A 22,892-nucleotide genomic window follows, 5' to 3' on the forward strand; every position below is an offset into this window, starting at 1 on the left:
GTAATTTAGTGCCGGATCCGGCAGCGCGCGGGAGTTTCTCACAGAAATATCGCAATTTCAAATGATGCGTATCGATTTCTTAATATGAAATTCATCGAATTTCATAAATGCAGAATCGAACGCTTCCGGCCCCATTCCAAGCCATGTCACTGGAACACACCCGAGGCCCGTCGAGGGCCTTCCCCTACACTCGCGCGATGCCCTTCTCCTCCCCGATCGCGGTGGCGCGCAGCGCCGTCAAGGCATCGCCGCTGTCCTGGTGGCGGCGCTGGTGGCGCCGGCAAACGCCGGTGCTGCAGGACGCGGTGGCGATGCTGGCGCCGCTGGCGGCGGTGCTGCTGTTCCTGGCCGCGATCGTCGCGGCCTTCTGGTACCTCCGGGCGGAGGAGTTGGAACGCGAGCAGGAGTCGGTGAAGCGCGACGTCGAGTACGCCCAGCAGCGGGTGCGCCTGCGCCTGCTCGAGCGGCAGGAGCAACTGATGCGGCTTGCGCGCGATGCGTCCAACCGCGAGATCGACGCGACCGAGTTCACGAGCCGGGCAGAGTCGCTGGTCAGCCAATTCCCCGAGCTGCAGGCCATCAGCTGGATCGACGACCGCCGCCGCTTCAAGTCCGGCTATGCGGCGCCCAGCGTCCATCCGGTGCAGCAGCACGCGGTGGGCGACGTGCTGCGGCCCGGCGACATCGAAAGCAACTACGCACTGGCGCGCGAGCTGCGCCAGCCGGTGTTCTCGCAACCGGTGGCGGGCGGCGATCCGACGGCGATGCTGCAGTTGCACATCCCCTTCTTCGACCAGGGGCTGTTCGCGGGCGAAGTGCTGGGCGAGTTCTCGATCGACGGCATCCTGCGCTACGGCATGCCCTCGGAAGTCTCGGCGCGCTATGCGGTGTCGCTGCTCGACGCCAAGGGCGGGTTGATCGCCGGCAACACCGTCGCCAGTCCCCGGGAGGCCGAGGCCCGCCTCCTGCCCTGGACCGAGCAGACCAACGAATACGAGGTGCCGGTGTCGCCGGTGGGCAATGCGCTGGTGCTGCGGGCGCAGGCCTATCGCACGTCGCAGGGCGTGGTCGGCAACGGGCTGTTCTGGCTGGTCGGCGCGCTCAGCGTGCTCACGAGCTGGATGCTGATCGGCACCTGGCGCCACACGCGGCGGCGGCTGCAGGCCCAGCAGGCGCTGGTGGCCGAGACCAACTTCCGGCGCGCCATGGAAAACTCCATGCTCACCGGCATGCGCGTGCTCGATCTCGAGGGCCGCATCACCTACGTCAATGCCGCCTTCTGCGCAATGACGGGCTGGGACGAAAGCGAGCTGGTCGGCCAGACGCCGCCCTTCCCCTACTGGCTGGAATCCGACCGCGAAATCATGAACGAGCGGCTCGAGGAAGAGCTGCACGGCCGCGCCTTGCCTGGCGGCTTCCAGGTGCGCGTCAAGCGCAAGAACGGGACGGTCTTCAACGCCCGCCTCTACGTCTCGCCGCTGATCGACGCGCGCGGCCATCAGACCGGCTGGATGACGTCGATGACCGACATCACCGAACCGACGCGCATCCGCGAGCAGCTCTCGGCGTCATACGAACGCTTCACGACCGTGCTCGAAGCGCTGGACGCGTCGGTCTCGGTGGCGCCGCTCGGCAGCGAAGAGCTGTTGTTCGCCAACAAGCTGTACCGGCTCTGGTTCGGCTCCGACACCGTGGGTCACCTGGGCATGGTGGCGCAGGCCGGCGTGCCGGCCTCGCACGCACACGACGATGCGCTCGACGATGTCGATCCGTTCGCGGGACTGCCGATCGACCAGTTGACCGCGGCGCAGCCGGCCAACAACGAGATCTTCGTGCCCGAGCTGGGCAAGTGGCTTGAGGTGCGCTCGCGCTACCTGACCTGGGTCGATGGCCGCCTGGCGCAGCTGGTGATCGCGACCGACATCACGCCGCGCCGGATGGCCGAAGACCTGTCGGCCGCACAGGCCGACCGGGCGCAGGCTGCCAGCCGCCTCATCACGATGGGCGAGATGGCGTCAAGCGTGGCCCACGAGCTCAACCAGCCGCTGACCGCGATCACCAATTACTGCAACGGGATGATGTCGCGCATCCGCGGCCAGCAGATCGATTCGGACGCCCTGCTCGCGGCGCTGGACAAGACCTCCAAGCAGGCGCAGCGCGCCGGCCAGATCATCCAGCGCATCCGCTCCTTCGTGAAGCGCAGCGAGCCCAATCGCACGCCGGCCGAGGTCTCGACCATGGTGAGCGAGGCGGTCGAGCTCGCGGGCATCGAGCTCAGGCGCCGCAACGTGCGCCTCAACCACTATGTGGCTGCGCGGCTGCCGGTGGTGCGGGTCGATCCGATCCTGATCGAGCAGGTGATGGTGAACCTGCTGAAGAACGCGGCCGAGTCCATCGACCTGGCCGAACGGCCGCTGGCGCGCCGCAGCGTCGAGCTGCGCGTGCTGCCCAAGGTCATCGAGGGCCAGAACGCCATCGAGTTCTCGGTACAGGACACCGGCACGGGCCTGGCGCCGGAAGTGATGGACCGGCTCTACGAGGCCTTCTTCTCCACCAAGCCGGAAGGCATGGGCATCGGGCTCAACCTTTGCCGCACCATCGTCGAGTCGCACCGCGGCCGGATGCGCGCGGAGAACATCTACAATGGCCCGGACGTGGTCGGATGCCGTTTTTCCTTCTGGATTCCGGTGTTGGACGCTATTGATTCCGTAGCAAGCAACGAGGCGAAAGTACCCGCATGAGTCTGATTCCGAAGAAGGGCACGGTCTATGTCGTCGACGACGACGAAGCAGTCCGCGACTCGTTGCAATGGCTGCTCGAAGGCAAGGACTACCGCGTTCGCTGCTTCGATTCGGCAGAGTCCTTCCTCTCGCGCTACGACCCCCGCGAGGTCGCCTGCCTCATCGTCGACATCCGCATGGCCGGCATGTCGGGCATCGAGTTGCAGGACCGGCTGATCGAGCGGCGCTCGCCGCTTCCCATCGTCGTCATCACCGGCCACGGCGATGTCCCGATGGCGGTCGACAGCATGAAGAAGGGTGCGATGGACTTCATCCAGAAGCCCTTCAACGACGAGGCCCTGGTGGCGCTGGTCGAACGCATGCTCGAACACGCGCGCGGCGCCTTCGCGCAACACCAGCAGTCGGCCAGCCGCGACGCACTGCTGTCCAAGCTGACCGGCCGCGAAGCCCAGGTGCTGGAGCGCATCGTCGCCGGGCGGCTCAACAAGCAGATCGCCGACGACCTGGGCATCAGCATCAAGACGGTCGAGGCGCATCGCGCCAACATCATGGAAAAGCTCAACGCCAACACCGTGGCGGACCTGCTCAAGATTGCCCTGGGCCAGGCGGCGCCGGCCAAAGCCTGACGGCCATCGCAACCATAGCCACAATCAGATCGAACGCCTGCGCAAGCGGGCGTTTTTACTTGGAGAATCGAAAACGATGACAGCTCAATTGATCGACGGCAATGCGCTGGCGGCCCGCACCCGGGCCGATGTTTCGCGCCGTGTGCAAGCGCTCAAGGCGCGGGGCGTCACCCCGGGGCTTGCGGTGATCCTGGTGGGCGAGGACCCGGCCAGCCAGGTCTACGTGCGCCACAAGGTCAAGGATAGCGAGGAAGCGGGCCTGCATTCGGTGCTGGAGCGTCATCCGGCCACGCTGTCCGAAGCCGACCTGCTCGCGCGTATCGATGCGCTCAACAAGGACCCGGCCATCCACGGCATCCTGGTGCAATTGCCGCTGCCCAGGCACATCGACGCGGCCCGCGTCATCGAATCGATCTCCCCCGCCAAGGACGTGGACGGCTTCCACGTCGCCAGCGCCGGAGCGCTGGTGACTGGCCAGCCGGGCTTCTGGCCCTGCACGCCCTACGGCTGCATGAAGATGCTGGAATCCATCGGCTACGAGCTGCGGGGCAAGCACGCGGTGGTGATCGGCCGCAGCAACATCGTGGGCAAGCCGATGGCGCTGATGCTGCTGGCCAAGAGCGCCACCGTCACCATCTGCCACAGCGCCACGCCAGACCTCGGTGCCTTCACGCGGCAGGCGGATGTGGTGGTCGCAGCGGTCGGCAAGCGCAATGTGCTCACGGCGGACATGGTCAAACCAGGCGCTGTGATCATCGACGTGGGCATGAACCGCAACGACGAAGGCAAACTCTGCGGCGACGTCGACTTCGCGGCCGTGCGCGAAGTGGCGGGCTGGATCACGCCGGTGCCGGGCGGCGTCGGCCCGATGACCCGCGCGATGCTGCTCGTCAACACGCTCGAAGCAGCCGAGCGCACTTGAACTCTCTCGAACCGACCGCCACCTGCTTCAGACCATGACCAATCCGCTCCTCGACTTTCAGGATCTCCCGTTGTTCGATCAGATCAGGCCGAAGCATGTCGCCCCCGCAGTAGATGTGCTGCTGGCCGACGCCGAGGCCGCCCTGCAAACGGTCACGGCGCCCGAGTTCCCGTCCGACTGGAACGCGATCGCGAAGGTGCTGGATGTCGCTTCGGAACGCTTCAGCCGCGCCTGGGGCGCCGTGGGGCATCTCAACGCCGTCGCCGATACGGCCGAGCTGCGGGTCGCCTACAACGAGGCCATGCCCCGCGTCACAGCCTTCTGGACGCGCCTGGGCTCGGATGAGCGGCTCTACGCCAAGTACAAGGCCATCGACCCGACGACGCTGAATGCGGAGCAGCGCCAGGCGCATCGCAACGCGGTGCGCAACTTCGTGCTTGGTGGCGCCGAGCTGCAAGGAGAGGCCAGGAAGCGCTTCGCCGAGATCCAGGAACGCCAGGCCGAGCTGAGCCAGAAGTTCAGCGAGAACGCGCTGGACGCCACAGATGCCTTTGCCTATTACGCAAAGCTCGGAGAGCTCGACGGACTGCCCGAGGATGTGATCAGCGCCGCGCGCACGGCGGCGGAAGCCGAAGGCAAGGAGGGCTACAAGCTGACGCTGAAGATGCCCTCGTATCTGCCGGTCATGCAGTTCGCCAAGAGCAGTGCACTTCGCGAGAAGCTGTACCGCGCCTACGTCACGCGGGCGAGCGAGTTCGGCGATCCGGCGCTCGACAACACCGGGCTGATTCGCGAGATCCTCGCGCTGCGCCAGGAGGAGGCAAAGCTCCTGGGCTACCCGAATTTCGGCGAGCTCTCGATCGTGCCGAAGATGGCCGAGTCGGCCGATCAGGTCATCAAGTTCCTGCGCGACCTCGCAACCAAGGCCCGGCCTTTCGGCGAGCGCGACCTGGCCGACCTGCGGGTCTTCGCCTCGCAGCAGCTGTCCATCGACGATCCGCAGCCTTGGGACTGGAGCTACATCGGCGAGAAGCTCAAGGAAGCGCGCTACGCCTTCAGCGAACAAGAGGTCAAGCAGTATTTCCCGGCACCGAAGGTGATGGCTGGCTTGTTCAAGATCGTCGAAACCTTGTTCGAGGTCTCGATCCGCCGCGACAGCGCGCCGGTGTGGCATCGCAGCGTCGAGTTCTACCGCATCGAGCGTCAAACCTCGGAAGGTCCGCAGATCGTCGGCCAGTTCTACCTCGATCCGTCCGCCCGCGCCGCCAAGCGCGGCGGCGCCTGGATGGACGACGTGCGTGCCCGCTGGCTGCGCCCCGACACCGGATCGCTGCAGACGCCGGTGGCGCAGCTGGTCTGCAACTTCGCCGAAGGCGTCGACGGCAAGCCGCCGCTGCTCACGCACGACGACGTGACCACGCTGTTCCACGAGTTCGGCCACGGGCTGCACCACATGCTCACGCAGGTGAACGAGCGCGACGTTTCCGGCATCAGCGGCGTGGAATGGGATGCCGTGGAACTCCCCAGCCAGTTCATGGAGAACTTCTGCTGGGAGTGGGAGGTGCTCGCGCACATGACCGCGCACGTCGACACCGGCGAGCCGCTGCCGCGCACGCTGTTCGACAAGATGATCGCGGCCAAGAACTTCCAGAGCGGGCTGCAGACGCTGCGACAGATCGAGTTCTCGCTGTTCGACATGCTGCTGCACACCGAGTACGACGCGGCCACCGCGAAGCCGGGCGACGTGATGGCACTGCTCGCCAAGGTGCGCGCCGAGGTCGCGGTGATGCCATCGCCGCCCTTCAGCCGCACGCCAAACACCTTCAGCCACATCTTCTCGGGCGGCTATGCGGCAGGCTACTACAGCTACAAATGGGCCGAGGTGCTGAGCGCCGACGCCTATGCGGCCTTCGAGGAAACCGCTGGCGCCAATGGCGAGCCGAGCATCGAGACCGGCCGTCGCTACCGCAAGGCGATCCTCGAGGCTGGAGGCAGCCGCACCGCGATGGAGTCTTTCAAGGCCTTCCGCGGCCGCGAGCCGCAGCTCGACGCGCTGCTGCGCCACCAGGGGATGACCGTGGCCCAGCCGGCCTGATCTGGCGGTCTGCCCACCCGCCCTGAGATACTCCGCGACGTTGGATCACGAAAGCCAAAGCCACCCATGATGCTTCACCCACGTCTCGCGAGCTCCGCGCTCTTGTTGCTGCTCGCCGCTGGCACTGCGCTGGCGCAGCCGGTCTATCGCCATGTCGACAAGAACGGCAAGGTCACCTTCTCCGATCAGCCGCCGGCGGCCGATGCCCAGCCCGCCGCGCCGCGCGGCGCCAGCGCCGGCGGTGCCGGGCCGGCTCTCCCCTACGAGCTGCGGCAGGTGGCGCAGCGCTACCCCGTCACGATCTACACCAGCGAGGAATGCAACCCCTGCGGCGCAGGACGCTCGCTGCTGGTGACGCGCGGCATTCCTTTCGAGGAACGCACCGTCAGGACGAACGAGGACATCGAAGCGCTGCAGCGCCTCAGCGGCCAGGTTTCGCTGCCGCTCCTCACCATCGGCTCGCAGCAGCTCAAGGGCTTCTCGGATGCCCAGTGGTCGCAATTTCTCGACGCGGCCGGCTATCCAAAGAGCGCCCAGCTGCCGGCGGGCTACCGCAATCCGCCCGCACAGCCGCTGGTGGCCCTGCAGGCGGCGCCCGCTGCACCTGCCGCCGCCGCCGTACCCAGCCCGGCGCCGGCGCCGGCGCCGGCACCGGCGCCTGCGCCGGCCGCCGCAAGCGCCCCGACGCCGAGCAACCCGGCGGGCATCAAGTTCTGATTTCCAGCCGCCGGGCTCAGTCGAAGCGCAGCGTCTGCACGCCGGACGCCGTGCCCAGGAGGCAGATGTTGGCGCGCTGGTGCGCGAAAACGCCGACGGTCACGACGCCGGGCCATTGATTCACTTCCGACTCGAAGCCCAGTGGATCGGTGATCCGCAGCCCCGTCACGTCGATGATGTGCTGGCCGTTGTCGGTGACCAGGGCCACGCCGTCCTTCTCGCGCACCTGGGCCACCCCGCCAAGGCGTGCGAACTGGCGGATCACGCGCCGTGCCGCCATCGGGATCACCTCCACGGGCAGCGGGAAGGCGCCAAGGGTGTTCACGCGTTTGGAGGCGTCGGCGATGCAGATGAAGCGCCGGGACTGTGCCGCAACGATCTTCTCGCGCGTCAGCGCCGCGCCGCCGCCCTTGATCATGTAGCCGCGCCCATCGATCTCGTCGGCGCCGTCGATGTAGACGGCGAGCTCCTCGACCTCGTTGCTGTCGAATACCGGGATGCCCAGCGCCCGCAGGCGCTCGGTCGATGCCACCGAGCTGGACACCGCACCGCGGATGTCGTCCTTGATGGTGGCCAGCGCGTCGATGAACTTGTTCACCGTCGACCCGGTCCCGACGCCGACGATGTCTCCTCGCCCTACATGGGCGAGTGCGGCGCGGCCGACCTGCGCCTTCTGCTCATCCTGGGACGGCGCCGGAGCGGAAGCGGGGGAATTCATCGGGGACAATCCTTGGGCTGACGAAGCCCGCAATTATCCGATGTCCCTGCTGCTGCCCTCCTCGCTTTACACGCTCGCCCGACCTTTCCTCTTCGGTTTCGACCCTGAGCACGCCCACGAGCTGACACTCGATGCGCTGGCGCGCACCCAGAATACACCGCTCGCCTGTGCCTACGCCGCTCCGCGGGTGGACGACCGCCTGACGCTGGCGGGGCTGCGTTTTCCAAACCGGATCGGCCTGGCCGCAGGACTGGACAAGAACGCCCGCTGCATCGACGCCTTCGCTGCCATGGGCTTCGGCTTCGTCGAGGTCGGCACCGTGACGCCGAAAGCGCAGCCCGGCAATCCCAAGCCGCGCATGTTCAGGCTGCCGCAACGCGACGCCCTCATCAACAGGCTGGGATTCAACAACGAAGGCCTGGACGCCTTCGTGGCCAATGTGCAGCGCGCACGTTTCCGGCGCGATGCCGGCAAGGCGCCGATGCTGCTGGGCCTCAACATCGGCAAGAACGCTGCGACGCCCATCGAACGCGCCGTCGACGACTACCTGGTCTGCCTGGACGGCGTGTACCCGCATGCCGACTACGTGACGATCAACATCTCGAGCCCCAACACGGCCAATCTGCGCTCGCTGCAGAGCGACCAGGCGCTCGATGCGCTGCTTGGCGCCGTCGCCGACAAGCGCGAGGCGCTGGCGCAGCGCCACGGCAAGCGGGTACCGTTGTTCGTGAAAATCGCGCCGGATCTTCAAGAAGCGCAGGTCCAGGTGATTGCTGCCACGCTGCGCCGGCACGGCATGGATGGCGTGATCGCCACCAACACCACGCTGGCACGCGAAGCCGTCGCCGGCCTGCCGCATGCGGACGAGGCCGGTGGCCTTTCTGGAGCGCCGGTGCGAGAGGCCAGCAACCGGGTGATCGGGCAACTGCGATCGGCCCTGGGCGCCGATTTCCCGATCATCGGGGTCGGCGGGGTGCTCAGCGGGGCCGATGCCGAGGCCAAGATCGCCGCTGGCGCCGACCTCGTGCAGATCTACACGGGCCTGATCTACAAGGGGCCTGCGTTGGTGCGCCAGGCTGCCCAGGCACTGCGCCGGCGTGGCCGCTGAGCGACGGCGCTCAGCGCATTCGCCACAGCACGGGACCGATCACCGCCGCCCAGCGCAACAGGCGGCGCGGGCCGATCACCACGGCAGCTGCAGCCGCCGCGGCGCCAGTCGCAACCGGGTGCTCGCGTGCAATCCGCAGCGCGGCAGCGCTGGCAGACTCGTCGGGTGCTGGCTCTGCGGGCTCCGGCGCTGGGGCCTCGAGCGTCGCAATCCGCTCCCGCTGGCGCGCGATCCGTGCAAGCAGTTCCTCGCGGGTGAGAGGCCGCTCACGCGCACGCTCCTCGTCCTCATCGCCCAAGTGGAAATGCGCCTGCACCCATTCCCAGTCGCGCTCGAATTCGCGGCGTGCCGGCTCGAAGGCAATCGATGCCCGCCGCAGCGTGTTCATCAGCGCGACGACGGCTACCAGCCACAGAGCGGTCCACACCCCCGCCACGGCCCAAGCTGCGGGGACGCGGTTCGGCGTGTCCCAGAAGTGCACGACGACCGCGACCGACAGCAGCGCCACTGTCACGGTCGTCAACCCGATCACGGCAACCATGAGGCCCAACACCTGCCGCAATCGCTCTCGTTCCTCATCCCACGCCAGCTTCAGCAGCTTTGCACGGTCCTCGGCGGCCAGGGCGCCCTCGCCGGCGGCGATGCGCAGCCGGCGCAAACGCCTATCCAGCCCAAGCAAGGACAGCAGTCTCATTCGTGCCGCCCCCGGCGCGCGGACCGCTCGCGCTCAGCGGCGGCCAAGCAGCAGCCCCACCAGCACGCCCACCGCCAGTGCCGCGCCGGCGATCTGCCAAGGTTCGTCGTGGGCGTAGGCATTGGCCGTGGTGGCCGCCTCGCGCGCCTTCTTGGCCGCAAGCTTGCTCTTCTCGGCGGCGAGTTCACGCGCAATGGCCAGCTTGCTGTCGATGCGCTGGCGCAAGGCCTTGATGTGCGGCAGGGCGTCGAGTTCCTTGCTGGAAAGCACGCCGCGGACGTCGCTGGCGATGTCTTCCGCCACGGCATTCGCCGCCGCTTCGAGGTTGGAGGATGCAGTCATTGAAATCTTCCCTCTGTGATTCCCGCCGGCACCGCGCCGGCGACTTCACGCCGGACGGTGGCGTGGCGTCCCATGGTACATGCCCGCGTGCGCCTAGGGCAGCAAAGCCGCCACATGGCTTCCGATCGCGAGACTGCTGGTGAGCCCCGGCGACTCGATGCCGAAGAGATTGACCAGGCCTGGGACGCCGTGCGCAGCGGGGCCCTCGATCAGGAAATCGCGGGGCGGCTCCCCCGGGCCGGATATCTTGGGCCGAATGCCGGCATAGCCCGGAATGAGCGCCCCATCTTCCAGGGCTGGCCAGTACTTGCGCACCTCGGCATAGAAGCCTTCGCCGCGCCGCGGATCGACCACCAGATCGCCAGGGGAGTCGACCCACTCGACGTCGGGGCCGAACTTGGCCTGGCCTCCGAGGTCGAGGGTCAGATGCACGCCCAGCCCGGCAGCTTCTGGCACGGGGTAGATCAGGCGGCTGAAGGGCGCTCGGCCGGCCAGCGTGAAGTAGTTGCCCTTGGCGAAATAGGACGGCGGGACGGCGCTCGCGGGGAGCCCCTCGAAGCGCCGCGCGAGCGCCGGTGCGACCAGGCCGGCAGCATTGACGACACTGCGACAGCGCAGCATGGTTCCGTCCTCTGCGACGAGGACAATGGCTCCGCTGCCGCATTGAGCGCGAGCCACTGGCGACTTTAGCGCCAACATGCCGCCGGCACTCTCCAGATCGCCCTGCAAACTCAGCATCAACGCATGGCTGTCGACGATGCCCGTGCTCGGCGAATGCAGCGCGGCAACGCACGCCAGTTGCGGCTCCATCGCACGCGCCTGCTCGCGCGTCAGCATGATCAGGTCGTGAACGCCATTGGCGGCAGCCTTGACGGCAATCCCGCTCAGCTCCGGAACCTGCGCCGGTGTCGTGGCGACGATGAGCTTGCCGCAACGGCGATGCGGCAGCCCGCGCTGTGCCAGGTACTCGTAGAGCATCTGCTTGCCCTCTACGCACAGGCGTGCCTTGAGCGAGCCCTCGGGGTAGTAGATACCGGCGTGAATCACCTCGCTGTTGCGTGAACTCGTGCCGGTGCCGATCGCACCCTCGGCTTCCAGCACGATCACCTCACGGCCTGCAAGGGCGAGTGCACGCGCAACCGCCAAGCCCACAACGCCGGCACCAATGACGGCGCAATCGATTTCGTCCATGCCGCGAGCTTAGCGGCCCGCACTCACTTGGGCTGGATCGAGAACGGCTTCTCAGGATCGGATGGTTCAGGCTGCTTGGCGGGGCCTTCATCGGGCTCGACCGGCAGGTCCGGCACATCGGGTGGGTCCGAGGTGATGGGCTGAGGAAGATCGGGGCTGGTTGCCATGGGCTTTCTCCTTTCATCGCCGTATTTACAAGGACTCGAGCGCGAGTCAAGCGGCGCGAAACCGCAGTGTGCGTCGGGACCGGCCGACAAGCCAGCAGAAAGGAAGAAGGAGAAAGGAAGTTGGTGGGCGGTGGAGGTTTCGAACCTCCGACCCCAGCAGTGTGAATGCTGTGCTCTACCCCTGAGCTAACCGCCCCTCCCGACAGGACGACGGCGATTTGCGCGTCACACCGGGTGGATTTTTTCAGCGCCGCTTGGCGCGAAGCCTGCGATTATGCCACAGCAATTTCGGCCGATTGCCGAAAGATCGTCCGGCCATTGCTGGCCTTGTCGAGCTGCAGCAGCAGCTCTTCGTGCGCCGCGAGTTCGTGATCGGCAGCTGTAAGCACCGGCAGAATGAAGCTGCGCAGGTCGACCGCGACGATCGCCCCCTGCACCGGCTCGTTGACGGCAACGTCGATGAGCAACGCGTCCTGGCCGCGCGTCAGATTGATGTAGACGTCGGCCAGCAGTTGCGCATCCAGCTTGGCGCCATGGAAGGTCCGGTTCGAGCGGTCGACACCGAAACGGTCGCACAGCGCATCGAGCGAATTGCGCTTGCCGGGGTAGACCGCTTTGGCCAACGCCAGTGTGTCGGTGACATCGCCGACGAAGCTGCGCAACGGGGGCAGTCCGGCGAGTTCGAACTCCTTGTTGAGAAAGCCGACGTCGAAGGCCGCGTTGTGGATGATCAGCTCGGCATCGCGCAGGTACTCGACCACGTCGTTCGCCAGCGTTGCGAACTTGGGCTTGTCGCGCAGAAAGTCCGTCGTCAGCCCGTGCACCTTCAGCGCGTCATCGTGGCTCTCGCGCTGCGGATTGAAGTAGATGTGCAGGTCGTTGCCGGTGAGCTTGCGATTGAACAGCTCCACGCACCCCAGTTCGATGATGCGGTCGCCGTTCTCGGCCGAAAGGCCCGTGGTTTCGGTGTCGAGAACGATTTGGCGCGTCATCAGTGGTTTTCTTTGGCGTGATTGATCGAGTACTTGGGGATCTCGACCGTGAGGTCGGCCTGGGCGAGTATCGCCTGGCAGCTGAGCCGCGATTGCGGCTCCAGGCCCCAGGCGCGATCGAGCAGGTCGTCCTCGCCCTCCTCCGATTCGTTGAGCGATTCGAAGCCCTTGCGCACGATCACGTGGCAGGTCGTGCAAGCGCAGCTCATCTCGCAGGCATGCTCGATGTTGATGTGATTCTCGAGCAACGCCTCGCAGATCGAGGTGCCGGCAGGAGCGCTGATCTCGGCGCCCTCGGGACAGTACTCGGCATGGGGAAGTATCTTGATCGTTGGCATTGAGGCTTCTAGAGGGATTCGATCTGCCGGCCCGCGAGCGCGCGAGCAATGCCCGCATTCATGCGCTGCGCAGCGAAGGCTTCGGTGCCGTCGGCCAGGGCCTGGGTCGCGGCTTCGATGGCGGCCGCGTCATCGGCAGAGCGTGCGGCCCGCAAAGCGCTCATCAGCGCTTCGATAGCTTCGCGGCTTTGGCCATCGAGCAGGTCGCTGTCGGCATCGAGCGCGCTCTGCGTGGCCAGAAGCATGCGGTCGGCGTCCACGCGTGCCTCGACCAGCGCGCGCGCCTGCATGTCCTGCTGCGCGGTGGAGAAGCTGTCTTGGAGCATGTTTGCGATCTGATCGTCGGACAGGCCATAGGAAGGCTTGACCGTCACGCTCGCCTCCACGCCGCTGCCCTGCTCCTTCGCGCTGACGCTGAGCAGGCCGTCGGCATCGACGGTAAAGGTAACCCGAATGCGCGCGGCCCCCGCGGTCATCGGAGGGATGCCGCGCAGCTCGAAGCGCGCGAGACTCCGGCAATCGGCGACAAGATCGCGCTCGCCCTGAACCACATGCAACGCCAGCGCAGTCTGCCCATCCTGGTAGGTCGTGAAGTCCTGCGCCATCGCGGTCGGAATGGTCTGGTTGCGCGGCACGATGCGCTCGACCAGTCCGCCCATGGTCTCGATACCGAGCGACAGCGGGATCACGTCCAGCAAGAGCAGATCGTCGGTGCCGCCATTGCCGGCCAGCTGGTTCGCCTGGATCGCGGCGCCGAGCGCGACGACCTCGTCAGGGTTCAGGTTGGTCAGCGGCTCGCGTCCGAAGAACTCGGCCACGGCGTGCCGGATCTGAGGCATGCGGGTGGCGCCGCCGACCAGCACGATGCCTTGCAGGTCGGCCGGCCGCAGTCGGGCGTCGCGCAGTGCCTTGCGCACCGCGGCGATGGTGCGGGCGGTGAGGCCGGCGGTCGCGGCTTCGAACTGCGCACGCGAGACCTCCCGCTCCAGCTTGCCGCCAGTCAGCACGGCCGAGAAGAGGGTTGCGTCCGAGGCGGAGAGGGCTTCCTTCGTTGCACGCGAGGCAACGAGCAGTGCAGCCTTGTCCGCATCGCTCCGGACCTCGAAGCCGGTCTGCGCGAGCGCCAGCGCCGCCAGCGCATGGTCGTAGTCGTCCCCCCCCAGCGCCGAATCGCCCCCGGTGGCAATGACCTCGAATACGCCTTGCGTCAGCCGCAGGATGGAAATGTCGAAGGTGCCCCCGCCGAGGTCGTAAACCGCATAGACACCCTCGCTCGCGTTGTCGAGGCCGTAGGCAATCGCAGCCGCCGTCGGCTCGCTGATCAGGCGCAGCAGATTGATGCCGGCGAGCTGGGCCGCGTCCTTGGTGGCTTGGCGCTGGCCTTCATCAAAGTAGGCCGGAACCGTGATCACGGCACCGTAGAGCTCGTCGTCGAAGGTGTCCTCGGCGCGGTAGCGCAGGGTTGCGAGGATCTCGGCGCTCACCTCGACCGGCGACTTGGAACCGGCTGCCGTCTGCACCTGGGCCATGCCCACATCGCCGCCCAGCCGGTAGGCCATGGCCTCGCGGTTGGCGACATCCTGCACACCGCGGCCCATCAGGCGCTTCACGGAGGTGATGACATTGGATGGATCGGCCGCGCGCGCGGCCAGCGCCTCGAAGCCGATCTGGCGGCGGTCCTTGTCGAGGTAACGCACGGCCGAGGGGAGAAGGACGCGTCCCTCGGCATCGGGCAGGCACTCGGCGACGCCGTTGCGAACGGCCGCCACCAGCGAGTGAGTGGTCCCGAGGTCGATACCGACTGCAATGCGCCGCCGGTGCGGATCGGGCGCGTAGCCGGGTTCTGAAATCTGCAGCAATGCCATGACGCTATTGTCCCAACGGTTCGGACTTGGCCTCGATGTCCTCGGCAAAGCGCTCGATGAACATGAGGGCTCTCACCTGCTTCGCGGCCTCAGCATGGTCGCGCTTTTCGTCGATCAACCAGTCCAGCGAGGAGAGGGCATGGGCGCGTGCGGCATCCACCTCCGCGCGGAGCTTGTCGAAAGCAGCGGCGTCCCGGGCGTCGTCGAGCTCCTCGCGCCATTCCATCTGCTGCACCAGGAACTCGGGTGGCATCGCTGTGTTCTTCTCGGCATCGATGGGGTGGCCGTTCAGCGCGCACAGGTAGCTCGCCCGCTTGATCGGGTCCTTGAGCCGCTGGTAGGCCTCATTGACGCGCACCGACCACTGCATGGCTACACGCTGCGCCGCAGCACCCTGGGCTGCGAAGCGGTCGGGATGCGCCTCGCGCTGCAGCTCTTTCCAGCGCGCGTCGAGCGTGGTGCGGTCCTGCGCAAAGCTCGCCGGCACGGCGAAAAGTTCGAAATCGGTGTCGTTCAGGTTCATGGCGTCAAAAAGCCGCCAGCCCATGACCGGGTGGTGGCGGCTTGGACGGGAAGCCGGTGGAAAGTCAGATCCGGAAGCTTTCGCCGCAGCCGCAGCGGTCGCGCTCGTTCGGGTTGATGAACTTGAAACCCTCGTTCAGCCCCTCGCGCACGAAGTCGAGCTGCGTGCCGTCGATGTAGGCAAGGCTCTTGGGGTCGACCAGCACTTTCACGCCGTGGTCCTCGAAGACCACGTCCTCGGGCGCCATCTCGTCCACGTACTCGAGCTTGTAGGCCAGGCCCGAGCAGCCCGTGGTCTTGACGCCCAGCCGCACGCCCACGCCCTTGCCTCGCTTGCCGAGGTAGCGGGTGACGTGGCGCGCGGCAGCTTCGGTCAGGGTCACAGCCATGTCAGTTTGCGGCTTCCGTCGTCGTACCGACGGCTGCGCCGCGCTTGGCCTTGTAGTCGGTGACCGCGGCCTTGATAGCGTCTTCCGCCAGGATCGAGCAATGGATCTTGACCGGAGGCAGCGCCAGTTCCTCGGCGATTTGCGCGTTCTTGAGCGCGGCCGCCTCGTCGAGCGTCTTGCCCTTGACCCACTCGGTCACCAGCGAGGAAGAAGCGATCGCCGAGCCGCAACCGTAGGTCTTGAAGCGCGCGTCTTCGATGACGCCCGTCTCGGGGTTGACCTTGATCTGCAGCTTCATGACATCGCCGCACGCCGGTGCGCCGACCATGCCCGTGCCCACGGAATCATCGCCCTTTTCGAAGGAGCCGACGTTGCGGGGGTTCTCATAGTGGTCAATGACCTTGGATGAATATGCCATGGGGTACCTCTCAGTCTTTGTTCAATGCGCCGACCACTGGATCGCGCTGATGTCGATGCCGTCCTTGAACATCTCCCACAGCGGGCTCAGTTCGCGGAGCTTGGCGACGTTGTGCTTGATGGTCGAGACCGCGTAATCGATCTCTTCCTCGGTGGTGAAGCGGCCAATGGTCATGCGCAGGCTGCTGTGCGCGAGCTCATCGCTGCGACCAAGCGCGCGCAGCACATAGCTGGGCTCCAGGCTGGCCGAGGTGCAGGCCGAGCCGCTGGACACCGCAAGGCCCTTGATGCCCATGATCAGCGACTCGCCCTCGACATAGTTGAAGCTCATGTTGAGGTTGTGCGGGACGCGGTGCTCGAGGTCGCCGTTGATGAAGACTTGCTCGACGTCCTTGAGGCCGTCGAGCAGGCGCTGCTGCAGCGCGCGCGCCTTGGCGATGTCCTGCTCCATCTCGAGCTTGGCAATGCGGAACGCCTCGCCCATGCCGACGATCTGGTGTGTCGGCAAGGTGCCGGAGCGCATGCCGCGCTCGTGGCCACCACCGTGCATCTGCGCTTCCAGCCGAATGCGCGGCTTTCGGCGCACGTACAGGGCACCAATGCCCTTGGGGCCGTAGGTCTTGTGCGAAGCCAGGCTCATGAGATCGATCGGCAGCGCCTTGACATCGATCTCGACCTTGCCGGTGGCCTGCGCCGCGTCGACGTGGAAGATCACGCCCTTTTCCCGGCAGATCGTTCCCAATGCCACAACGTCCTGGATGACGCCGATCTCGTTGTTCACGAACATCACGCTCGCCAGGATGGTGTCGGGACGGATCGCGGCCTTGAAGGCGTCCAGATCGAGCAAGCCGTTTTCCTGCACGTCCATGTAGGTCACCTCGAAGCCCTGGCGCTCGAGCTCGCGCATGGTGTCGAGCACCGCCTTGTGCTCGGTCTTGACCGTGATCAGGTGCTTGCCCTTGCCTTTGTAGAAATGGGCTGCGCCCTTGAGCGCCAGGTTGTTCGACTCGGTGGCGCCTGAGGTCCAGACGATCTCGCGCGGATCGGCGCCGATCAGGTCGGCCACCTCGGTGCGCGCTTTCTCCACCGCCTCCTCCGCTTCCCAGCCCCAGGCGTGGCTGCGTGACGCCGGATTGCCGAAGTGCTCGCGCAGCCACGGAATCATCGCGTCGACAACGCGCGGATCGACCGGCGTTGTGGCGCCGTAGTCGAGATAGATCGGGAAATGGGGAGTGACATCCATGGCTGGCTCGGGCTGGCGTGGGGTTGACGTTCTCTGGGAATCTTGGACGCGGCGCCGTGCGGCGCCGCCGAATCAGGACTTGGCGAAGGCGTTGCCGAGGGCGAACACCGAATTGGGCGCGTTGACCCGGATCGGCTTCACCACCGGCTGGCTCGAGATCGCCCGCTTGACGGCCGGCTTGTTCTCGATCTGCACGCCCTTTGCGATCTGGTCGTCGACCAGCTTTTGCAAGGTGACGGAATCCAGGAACTCGACCATCCGCTGGTTCAACGAAGCCCAGAGCTCGTGGGTCATGCAACGGCCAGCCTCGCCCAGGCAGTTTTCCTTGCCGCCGCATTGCGTCGCGTCGATGGGCTCATCGACGGAAACAATGATGTCGGCCACCGTGATTTCCGATGCCTTGCGACCCAGCGAATAACCACCCCCGGGGCCACGAGTCGACTCGACCAGCTCGTGCCGCCGAAGCTTGCCGAAGAGCTGCTCGAGGTACGACAGGGAGATCTGCTGACGCTGGCTGATTGCGGCCAGGGTGACCGGGCCGGTATTCTGGCGCAACGCCAGATCGATCATGGCTGTGACCGCAAAACGGCCTTTGGTTGTGAGACGCATCGCAAGCTCCTTCGAGTGCTTACCGTTGAAAAGACACCTTGGCGTTGTGGGCTTTGGTGACGCCGTCTCCGCCCTTTCCGGCCCATGTCCGCTGGTGATCCATCGGTAGGAGCCGGTCCTTCATCGCGAAGTTCTTTTTGCCTGACTATTTCTGTCAAGTATAACAGAAGGCCCTCAGGTCTGCTCGGGTAAACCCGATTGCAGTCCGTGAGGCCCACTGGCGGTGCGCTGTCCAGCGCTCAAGGAGCAACGTTGTCCTTGCCGGGGGCACCGAATGCCTGCTCCCTCAGCTGCGCCAGCTGATCGCGTACCCTCGCCGCCTTCTCGAACTCGAGATTGCGCGCATGTTCGAGCATCAGCTTTTCCAGCCGCTTGATCTCGCGGGCCATGTCCTTTTCCGACATGTCCTCGACCTTGGCGCGCTCAAGGTCGAGCTTGGCGGCCTCCTTGCCCGCTTTCTCGCTGTACACCCCGTCGATCAGGTCGCGCACCTGCTTGACGATGCTGCGCGGCGTGATGCCGTGCGCCTGGTTGTAGGCGATCTGCCGCGCACGGCGCCGCTCGGTCTCGCCGATTGCCTTTTTCATCGACTCGGTCATGCGGTCGGCGTAGAGGATGGCCTTGCCGTTCAGGTTGCGTGCCGCGCGGCCGATGGTCTGGATCAGCGAGCGCTCTGCGCGTAGAAAGCCCTCCTTGTCAGCATCGAGGATTGCGACCAGCGAAACCTCGGGAATGTCCAGGCCTTCCCGCAGGAGATTGATGCCGACGAGCACGTCGAAGGTACCGAGCCGCAGATCGCGCAGGATCTCGACGCGCTCGACCGTATCGATGTCGCTGTGCAGGTAACGCACCTTGACGCCGTTGTCGCCCAGGTAGTCGGTCAGCTGCTCGGCCATTCGTTTGGTCAGGGTCGTGATCAACACGCGCTCGTTTTTCTCGACGCGCAGCCTGATCTCCTGCAGCACGTCGTCCACCTGGTGGGTGGCGGGACGGACCTCGACTTCCGGGTCGATCAGGCCGGTCGGCCGCACCAGTTGCTCGACAACATTGCCGGCATGGTCCATCTCGTACTGCGCCGGCGTCGCGGACACAAAGATGCACTGGCGCATGCGGGTCTCGAACTCGTCGAACTTGAGCGGCCGATTGTCCAGTGCCGAGGGCAGACGAAAGCCGTACTCGACCAGCGTGGTCTTGCGGGCCCGATCGCCGTTGTACATGCCGCCCAGCTGACCGATCATCTGGTGGCTCTCGTCGAGGAACATGATCGCGTCCTTCGGCAGGTAGTCGGTCAGCGTGGCTGGCGGCTCGCCCGGTGCCGCTCCGGAGAGATGGCGGGTGTAGTTCTCAATACCCTTGCAGTGGCCGATCTCGGCCAGCATCTCGAGGTCGAACCGGGTCCGCTGCTCGAGTCGCTGGGCCTCGACCAGCTTGCCCGCGGCCACCAGCTCCTTGAGCCGCTGGTCAAGCTCGATCTTGATGGTTTCGACGGCAGTCAGCACCTTGTCCCGCGGCGTCACATAGTGGCTCGACGGATAGACGGTGAAGCGCGGGATCTTCTGCCGGATGCGCCCAGTCAGCGGATCGAAAAGCTGCAACGTCTCGATCTCGTCGTCGAAAAGCTCGATGCGGATAGCCAATTCGCTGTGCTCGGCCGGAAACACGTCGATCGTGTCCCCCCGCACCCGGAAAGTGCCGCGCGCAAAGTCTTGCTCATTGCGTGTGTACTGCATGCGGATCAGTCGCGAGATCACGTCGCGCTGGCCGATCTTGTCGCCCGTGCGCATGATGAAGCGCATCTGGGTGTAGTCCTCGGGCGTGCCGATGCCGTAGATCGCGCTCACCGTCGCGACGATCACCGTGTCCCGGCGCTCCAGCACGCTCTTGGTCGCCGACAGGCGCATCTGCTCGATGTGCTCATTGATCGAACTGTCCTTCTCGATGAACAGGTCGCGTTGAGGCACGTAGGCCTCGGGCTGGTAGTAGTCGTAGTAGCTCACGAAGTACTCGACCGCATTCTTCGGGAAGAACTCGCGAAACTCGCTGTAGAGCTGCGCAGCCAGCGTCTTGTTGGGCGCGAACACGATGGCCGGGCGGCCTAGCCGGGCGATCACGTTGGCCATGGTGAAGGTCTTGCCCGAGCCGGTGACACCCAGCAGGGTCTGGTAAACCTCGCCGTCGCGAACGCCCTCGACCAGGCCTTCGATCGCGCCGGGCTGGTCCCCGGCGGGCGGATAGGGCTGGTAGAGCTCGAAGGGCGAATCCGGGAAGTGGATGAATTCGCCGGGCTTGACGGGGCCGACGGGCTCGGCCGCGGGGCGATCCGGAATGACTTCGGTGATTTCAGGCATGGCGTCCAGGGGAGGTGCGGCTCGGCCGGTAAAATTCAAGCGAACTCGTGAGGCTACCCGACCCGCGAGCCATGGCGCAAACCCGGATGCAGCCGGGCGCGAATCGCATCACCAAAGGACTTCTTCCATGTCAATGTTCACCGCCGTCGAGATGGCGCCGCGCGACCCGATCCTCGGTCTCAACGAGCAGTTCGCCGCCGACAGCAATCCCAACAAGGTCAACCTCGGTGTTGGCGTCTATTACGACGACAACGGCAAACTCCCCCTGCTTCGCTGCGTGCAGGCGGTCGAGGAGGACATGATCAAGGCACCCAAGGCGCGCGGCTACCTGCCCATCGACGGCATTGCCGCCTACGACGAAGCGGTGAAGGGTTTGGTCTTCGGCGCCGGCAGCGAACCCGTCAAGTCCGGCAGAGTGGCCACGATCCAGGGCATCGGCGGCACCGGCGGCCTGAAGGTCGGCGCCGACTTTCTCAGAAAGCTCAACCCCGAGTCCAAGGTGCTGATCAGCAACCCGAGCTGGGAGAACCACCGCGCCCTCTTCACCAGCGCTGGCTTCATTGTCGAGGAGTACCCGTACTACGACGCCGCCAAGCGTGGCATCGACTTCGACGGCATGCTGAGCGCGCTGAACGCCGCCCCGGCCGGAACCATCGTCGTGCTGCACGCCTGCTGCCATAACCCGACGGGTTACGACATCCGCGCCGACCAGTGGGACCAGGTGGTTACCGCGGTCAAGGAAAAGCAGCTGGTCGCCTTCCTGGACATGGCCTACCAGGGCTTCGGCTATGGCATCCAGGAAGACGGGGCCGCGATCGGCAAGTTCGTCGGCGCCGGCCTGAACTTTTTCGTCTCTACTTCGTTCTCCAAGAGCTTCAGCCTCTACGGTGAGCGCGTGGGTGCCCTATCCGTCCTCTGCGAGAGCAAGGAAGAAGCGAGCCGCGTGCTGAGCCAGCTCAAGATTGCGATTCGCACCAACTACAGCAACCCGCCCACGCACGGCGGCGCCGTGGTTGCAACCGTGCTGGGCACGCCAGAGCTGCGCACCCTTTGGGAGAAGGAGCTCGGGGAGATGCGCGACCGCATCAAGCTGATGCGCCACAAGCTGGTCGATGGCCTGGCTGCTGCCGGCGTGAAGCAAGACATGCACTTCATCACCGACCAGATCGGCATGTTCAGCTATTCCGGCCTGAGCAAAGACCAGATGGTGCGCCTGCGCCAGGAGTTCGGCGTATACGGCACCGATACCGGCCGCATGTGCGTCGCCGCGCTCAACAGCAAGAACATCGACTACGTCTGCCAGAGCATCGCGAAGGTGCTGTGACATTCCTCGTGGGCGCCACATGCGCCCCGTTTTGGGCAATTCTGCCCGGAACATTTAGCACATCCGGGCACTCAACTGATATATTGCATTGCAACATCAGTTGACATTTACATGCTCTACCACCTTTACGAAGCACAGCGCTCCCTCATGGAGCCCTTCGCCGATTTCGCGCAAGCTGCTTCCAAACTCTACGGCCAAGGCGGCGTGTTCGGCCAGATCCCGTTGGCGCAGCGCATGGCGGCCGGCTACGACCTGCTCTATCGACTGGGCAAGGACTACGAAAAGCCCGAATTCGACATCAAGACGGTGCAAGTCGATGGCGACAACGTGGTCATCCAGGAAGTTGTCGAGATCGACAAGCCCTTCTGCCAGTTGCGCCGCTTCAAGCGCTTCACCGACGATCCCAAGACCCTGCAGACGCTCAAGGCCCAACCCGTTGTCCTGATCGTGGCGCCACTGTCCGGCCACTACGCCACGCTGCTGCGCGACACGGTGCGCACCATGCTGCAGGACCACAAGGTCTACATCACCGACTGGGTCAACGCCCGCCTCGTGCCGATGTCCGAGGGCGAGTTTCGCCTCGACGACTACGTCAACTACATCGAGGAGTTCGTCCGCCACCTGCAGGCCGAGTACGGCAACTGCCATGTGATCAGCGTCTGCCAGCCTACTGTGCCCGTGCTGGCGGCGGTATCGCTGATGGCCAGCCGCAGCGAGAAGGTGCCTTTGTCGCTGACCATGATGGGCGGCCCCATCGATGCTCGCAAGTCGCCCACCGCGGTCAACAACCTGGCGATGAACAAGAGCTACGAGTGGTTCGAAAACAACGTGATCTACCGCGTGCCGGAGGGGTTCCCGGGCGTGGGCCGGCGGGTATACCCCGGCTTCTTGCAGCACACGGGCTTCGTGGCGATGAATCCGGACCGTCACGCAAGCAGCCACTACGACTACTTCAAGGACCTGATCAAGGGCGATGACGCCAGCGCCGAGGCCCATCGCAAGTTCTACGACGAGTACAACGCCGTGCTCGACATGGATGCAGACTATTACCTGGACACCATCCGCACAGTGTTCCAGGACTTCGACCTCGTCAACGGCACCTGGGCGGTCAAGAGCCCCGCTGGCACGCCCGAGCTCGTTCGTCCGCAGGACATTCATTCGACTGGTGTGCTCACGGTCGAGGGCGAGTTGGACGACATCTCAGGCGCAGGCCAGACACGCGCCGCGCACGATCTGTGCACGGGTGTCCCGCCAGAACACCAGCGGCACTACGAGGTCAAGGGCGCGGGCCATTACGGCATCTTCAGCGGGCGTCGCTGGCGCGACAAGGTCTACCCGGAAGTGAAGACCTTCATCGCCGCCCATGACAAGCCCCAGAAGCGGGCGGGGCTGCCCACCGTATCGGCCGAAGACACGATCAAGGCCCCTGCTGTCAAGAAGATCAGGGCCGCCGCCGCCGCGAAGAAGCCCGCCGTCGCGCGGAAGTCCGCGCCGGCCCGTCGCGCACGCGGCTCTGCGCGGTAG

22 protein-coding genes and 1 tRNA gene are annotated in these 22,892 nt (G+C 65.6%); 8 read left to right on the forward strand and 15 right to left on the reverse strand.

Annotated elements, in window-relative coordinates; all coding sequences use genetic code 11:
• The first annotated feature begins 197 nt into the window (after positions 1–197).
• From G3W89_RS19345 to G3W89_RS19365, 5 genes are all read left to right on the forward strand, one after another.
• A complete protein-coding gene (locus G3W89_RS19345; RefSeq protein ID WP_162575702.1) occupies positions 198–2,741 on the forward strand; it encodes a PAS domain-containing sensor histidine kinase in 2,544 nt (847 codons plus the stop codon).
• Positions 2,738–3,367: a response regulator transcription factor gene (locus G3W89_RS19350; RefSeq protein WP_068672826.1), complete on the forward strand. Its 630-nt coding sequence runs from the start codon at positions 2,738–2,740 to the stop codon at positions 3,365–3,367. The genes G3W89_RS19345 and G3W89_RS19350 overlap by 4 nt, the downstream gene beginning before the upstream one ends.
• Before the next feature lie 76 nt (positions 3,368–3,443).
• A complete protein-coding gene (gene folD / locus G3W89_RS19355; protein ID WP_162575703.1) occupies positions 3,444–4,289 on the forward strand; it encodes a bifunctional methylenetetrahydrofolate dehydrogenase/methenyltetrahydrofolate cyclohydrolase FolD in 846 nt (281 codons plus the stop codon).
• Between the two features lie 34 nt (positions 4,290–4,323).
• Complete coding sequence (locus G3W89_RS19360) at positions 4,324–6,384, forward strand: M3 family metallopeptidase (RefSeq protein ID WP_162575704.1); 2,061 nt, start codon at positions 4,324–4,326, stop codon at positions 6,382–6,384.
• Between the two features lie 69 nt (positions 6,385–6,453).
• On the forward strand, positions 6,454–7,101 hold the full coding sequence (locus tag G3W89_RS19365; protein ID WP_162577553.1) for a glutaredoxin family protein: 648 nt from the start codon (positions 6,454–6,456) through the stop codon (positions 7,099–7,101).
• Between the two features lie 16 nt (positions 7,102–7,117).
• On the opposite strand, the gene rpiA is transcribed toward G3W89_RS19365, so the two are convergent.
• Complete coding sequence (gene rpiA / locus G3W89_RS19370; protein WP_162575705.1) at positions 7,118–7,819, reverse strand: ribose-5-phosphate isomerase RpiA; 702 nt, start codon at positions 7,817–7,819, stop codon at positions 7,118–7,120.
• Between the two features lie 40 nt (positions 7,820–7,859).
• Here rpiA and G3W89_RS19375 point away from each other — a divergent pair, with 40 nt between their 5' ends.
• The gene (locus G3W89_RS19375; protein ID WP_162575706.1) at positions 7,860–8,927 is read left to right on the forward strand and encodes a quinone-dependent dihydroorotate dehydrogenase; all 1,068 of its coding nucleotides are present in this window, start codon (positions 7,860–7,862) and stop codon (positions 8,925–8,927) included.
• A gap of 10 nt (positions 8,928–8,937) precedes the next feature.
• Here the strand turns inward: G3W89_RS19375 and G3W89_RS19380 are convergent, their stop codons facing one another.
• The 14 genes from G3W89_RS19380 to uvrB form a co-directional block, all read right to left on the reverse strand.
• On the reverse strand, positions 8,938–9,621 hold the full coding sequence (locus G3W89_RS19380; RefSeq protein ID WP_162575707.1) for a phage holin family protein: 684 nt from the start codon (positions 9,619–9,621) through the stop codon (positions 8,938–8,940).
• Positions 9,622–9,654: 33 nt separating this feature from the next.
• Complete coding sequence (locus G3W89_RS19385) at positions 9,655–9,963, reverse strand: glycine zipper domain-containing protein (protein ID WP_162575708.1); 309 nt, start codon at positions 9,961–9,963, stop codon at positions 9,655–9,657.
• Positions 9,964–10,056: 93 nt separating this feature from the next.
• The gene (locus G3W89_RS19390; protein ID WP_162575709.1) at positions 10,057–11,154 is read right to left on the reverse strand and encodes an NAD(P)/FAD-dependent oxidoreductase; all 1,098 of its coding nucleotides are present in this window, start codon (positions 11,152–11,154) and stop codon (positions 10,057–10,059) included.
• 23 nt (positions 11,155–11,177) lie between these two features.
• On the reverse strand, positions 11,178–11,321 hold the full coding sequence (locus tag G3W89_RS19395; RefSeq protein ID WP_162575710.1) for a stereocilin: 144 nt from the start codon (positions 11,319–11,321) through the stop codon (positions 11,178–11,180).
• 121 nt (positions 11,322–11,442) lie between these two features.
• Positions 11,443–11,517: transfer RNA gene (locus tag G3W89_RS19400), tRNA-Val, on the reverse strand.
• Positions 11,518–11,593: 76 nt separating this feature from the next.
• Entirely contained in the window at positions 11,594–12,313 is a 720-nt protein-coding gene (dnaQ, locus tag G3W89_RS19405) for a DNA polymerase III subunit epsilon (protein WP_162575711.1), read from the reverse strand.
• Complete coding sequence (gene fdx / locus G3W89_RS19410) at positions 12,313–12,651, reverse strand: ISC system 2Fe-2S type ferredoxin (protein WP_162575712.1); 339 nt, start codon at positions 12,649–12,651, stop codon at positions 12,313–12,315. Before fdx ends, dnaQ begins: the two co-directional genes overlap by 1 nt.
• Before the next feature lie 8 nt (positions 12,652–12,659).
• Positions 12,660–14,516: a Fe-S protein assembly chaperone HscA gene (gene hscA / locus G3W89_RS19415; protein ID WP_162575713.1), complete on the reverse strand. Its 1,857-nt coding sequence runs from the start codon at positions 14,514–14,516 to the stop codon at positions 12,660–12,662.
• Positions 14,517–14,520: 4 nt separating this feature from the next.
• On the reverse strand, positions 14,521–15,039 hold the full coding sequence (gene hscB / locus G3W89_RS19420) for a Fe-S protein assembly co-chaperone HscB (protein WP_162575714.1): 519 nt from the start codon (positions 15,037–15,039) through the stop codon (positions 14,521–14,523).
• Positions 15,040–15,103: 64 nt separating this feature from the next.
• Positions 15,104–15,427, reverse strand: coding sequence for an iron-sulfur cluster assembly protein IscA (gene iscA, locus G3W89_RS19425; RefSeq protein WP_162575715.1), 324 nt, complete (start codon positions 15,425–15,427; stop codon positions 15,104–15,106).
• A gap of 1 nt (position 15,428) precedes the next feature.
• Positions 15,429–15,845 carry a Fe-S cluster assembly scaffold IscU gene (iscU, locus tag G3W89_RS19430; protein ID WP_162575716.1) on the reverse strand — a complete coding sequence of 139 codons (417 nt, stop codon included), beginning with the start codon at positions 15,843–15,845 and terminating at the stop codon, positions 15,429–15,431.
• A 21-nt stretch (positions 15,846–15,866) separates the two neighbouring features.
• Positions 15,867–17,087 carry an IscS subfamily cysteine desulfurase gene (locus G3W89_RS19435; RefSeq protein ID WP_162575717.1) on the reverse strand — a complete coding sequence of 407 codons (1,221 nt, stop codon included), beginning with the start codon at positions 17,085–17,087 and terminating at the stop codon, positions 15,867–15,869.
• A 72-nt stretch (positions 17,088–17,159) separates the two neighbouring features.
• Positions 17,160–17,696, reverse strand: a complete 537-nt coding sequence (gene iscR / locus G3W89_RS19440; protein ID WP_068672852.1) for a Fe-S cluster assembly transcriptional regulator IscR — start codon at positions 17,694–17,696, stop codon at positions 17,160–17,162.
• Between the two features lie 239 nt (positions 17,697–17,935).
• Positions 17,936–20,044 (reverse strand): excinuclease ABC subunit UvrB, encoded by a 2,109-nt coding sequence (uvrB, locus tag G3W89_RS19445; protein WP_162575718.1) that lies wholly within the window; start codon positions 20,042–20,044, stop codon positions 17,936–17,938.
• 127 nt (positions 20,045–20,171) lie between these two features.
• On the opposite strand from uvrB, the gene G3W89_RS19450 reads away from it, so the two are divergent.
• Together G3W89_RS19450 and G3W89_RS19455 are read left to right on the forward strand one after the other, a co-directional pair.
• Positions 20,172–21,368 (forward strand): amino acid aminotransferase, encoded by a 1,197-nt coding sequence (locus G3W89_RS19450; protein ID WP_162575719.1) that lies wholly within the window; start codon positions 20,172–20,174, stop codon positions 21,366–21,368.
• A gap of 111 nt (positions 21,369–21,479) precedes the next feature.
• Positions 21,480–22,892 (forward strand): polyhydroxyalkanoate depolymerase, encoded by a 1,413-nt coding sequence (locus tag G3W89_RS19455; protein WP_162575720.1) that lies wholly within the window; start codon positions 21,480–21,482, stop codon positions 22,890–22,892.

Source organism: Variovorax sp. PBL-H6 (assembly GCF_901827155.1).
In the GTDB taxonomy this organism is placed as follows: domain Bacteria; phylum Pseudomonadota; class Gammaproteobacteria; order Burkholderiales; family Burkholderiaceae_C; genus Variovorax.

Excerpts from the sequence above, each read along its gene's own strand:
- G3W89_RS19360 (WP_162575704.1), top strand. The coding sequence starts at position 4,324 with ATGACCAATCCGCTCCTCGACTTTCAGGATCTCCCGTTGTTCGATCAG.
- G3W89_RS19365 (WP_162577553.1), top strand. The coding sequence starts at position 6,454 with ATGCTTCACCCACGTCTCGCGAGCTCCGCGCTCTTGTTGCTGCTCGCC.
- iscA (WP_162575715.1), bottom strand. The coding sequence starts at position 15,427 with ATGGCTGTGACCCTGACCGAAGCTGCCGCGCGCCACGTCACCCGCTAC.
- iscR (WP_068672852.1), bottom strand. The coding sequence starts at position 17,696 with ATGCGTCTCACAACCAAAGGCCGTTTTGCGGTCACAGCCATGATCGAT.
- G3W89_RS19395 (WP_162575710.1), bottom strand. The coding sequence starts at position 11,321 with ATGGCAACCAGCCCCGATCTTCCTCAGCCCATCACCTCGGACCCACCC.
- G3W89_RS19385 (WP_162575708.1), bottom strand. The coding sequence starts at position 9,963 with ATGACTGCATCCTCCAACCTCGAAGCGGCGGCGAATGCCGTGGCGGAA.
- dnaQ (WP_162575711.1), bottom strand. The coding sequence starts at position 12,313 with ATGACGCGCCAAATCGTTCTCGACACCGAAACCACGGGCCTTTCGGCC.
- G3W89_RS19345 (WP_162575702.1), top strand. The coding sequence starts at position 198 with ATGCCCTTCTCCTCCCCGATCGCGGTGGCGCGCAGCGCCGTCAAGGCA.
- G3W89_RS19435 (WP_162575717.1), bottom strand. The coding sequence starts at position 17,087 with ATGGATGTCACTCCCCATTTCCCGATCTATCTCGACTACGGCGCCACA.
- G3W89_RS19375 (WP_162575706.1), top strand. The coding sequence starts at position 7,860 with ATGTCCCTGCTGCTGCCCTCCTCGCTTTACACGCTCGCCCGACCTTTC.
- G3W89_RS19390 (WP_162575709.1), bottom strand. The coding sequence starts at position 11,154 with ATGGACGAAATCGATTGCGCCGTCATTGGTGCCGGCGTTGTGGGCTTG.
- uvrB (WP_162575718.1), bottom strand. The coding sequence starts at position 20,044 with ATGCCTGAAATCACCGAAGTCATTCCGGATCGCCCCGCGGCCGAGCCC.
- G3W89_RS19455 (WP_162575720.1), top strand. The coding sequence starts at position 21,480 with ATGCTCTACCACCTTTACGAAGCACAGCGCTCCCTCATGGAGCCCTTC.
- G3W89_RS19450 (WP_162575719.1), top strand. The coding sequence starts at position 20,172 with ATGTCAATGTTCACCGCCGTCGAGATGGCGCCGCGCGACCCGATCCTC.
- hscB (WP_162575714.1), bottom strand. The coding sequence starts at position 15,039 with ATGAACCTGAACGACACCGATTTCGAACTTTTCGCCGTGCCGGCGAGC.
- G3W89_RS19350 (WP_068672826.1), top strand. The coding sequence starts at position 2,738 with ATGAGTCTGATTCCGAAGAAGGGCACGGTCTATGTCGTCGACGACGAC.
- iscU (WP_162575716.1), bottom strand. The coding sequence starts at position 15,845 with ATGGCATATTCATCCAAGGTCATTGACCACTATGAGAACCCCCGCAAC.
- rpiA (WP_162575705.1), bottom strand. The coding sequence starts at position 7,819 with ATGAATTCCCCCGCTTCCGCTCCGGCGCCGTCCCAGGATGAGCAGAAG.
- fdx (WP_162575712.1), bottom strand. The coding sequence starts at position 12,651 with ATGCCAACGATCAAGATACTTCCCCATGCCGAGTACTGTCCCGAGGGC.
- hscA (WP_162575713.1), bottom strand. The coding sequence starts at position 14,516 with ATGGCATTGCTGCAGATTTCAGAACCCGGCTACGCGCCCGATCCGCAC.
- G3W89_RS19380 (WP_162575707.1), bottom strand. The coding sequence starts at position 9,621 with ATGAGACTGCTGTCCTTGCTTGGGCTGGATAGGCGTTTGCGCCGGCTG.
- folD (WP_162575703.1), top strand. The coding sequence starts at position 3,444 with ATGACAGCTCAATTGATCGACGGCAATGCGCTGGCGGCCCGCACCCGG.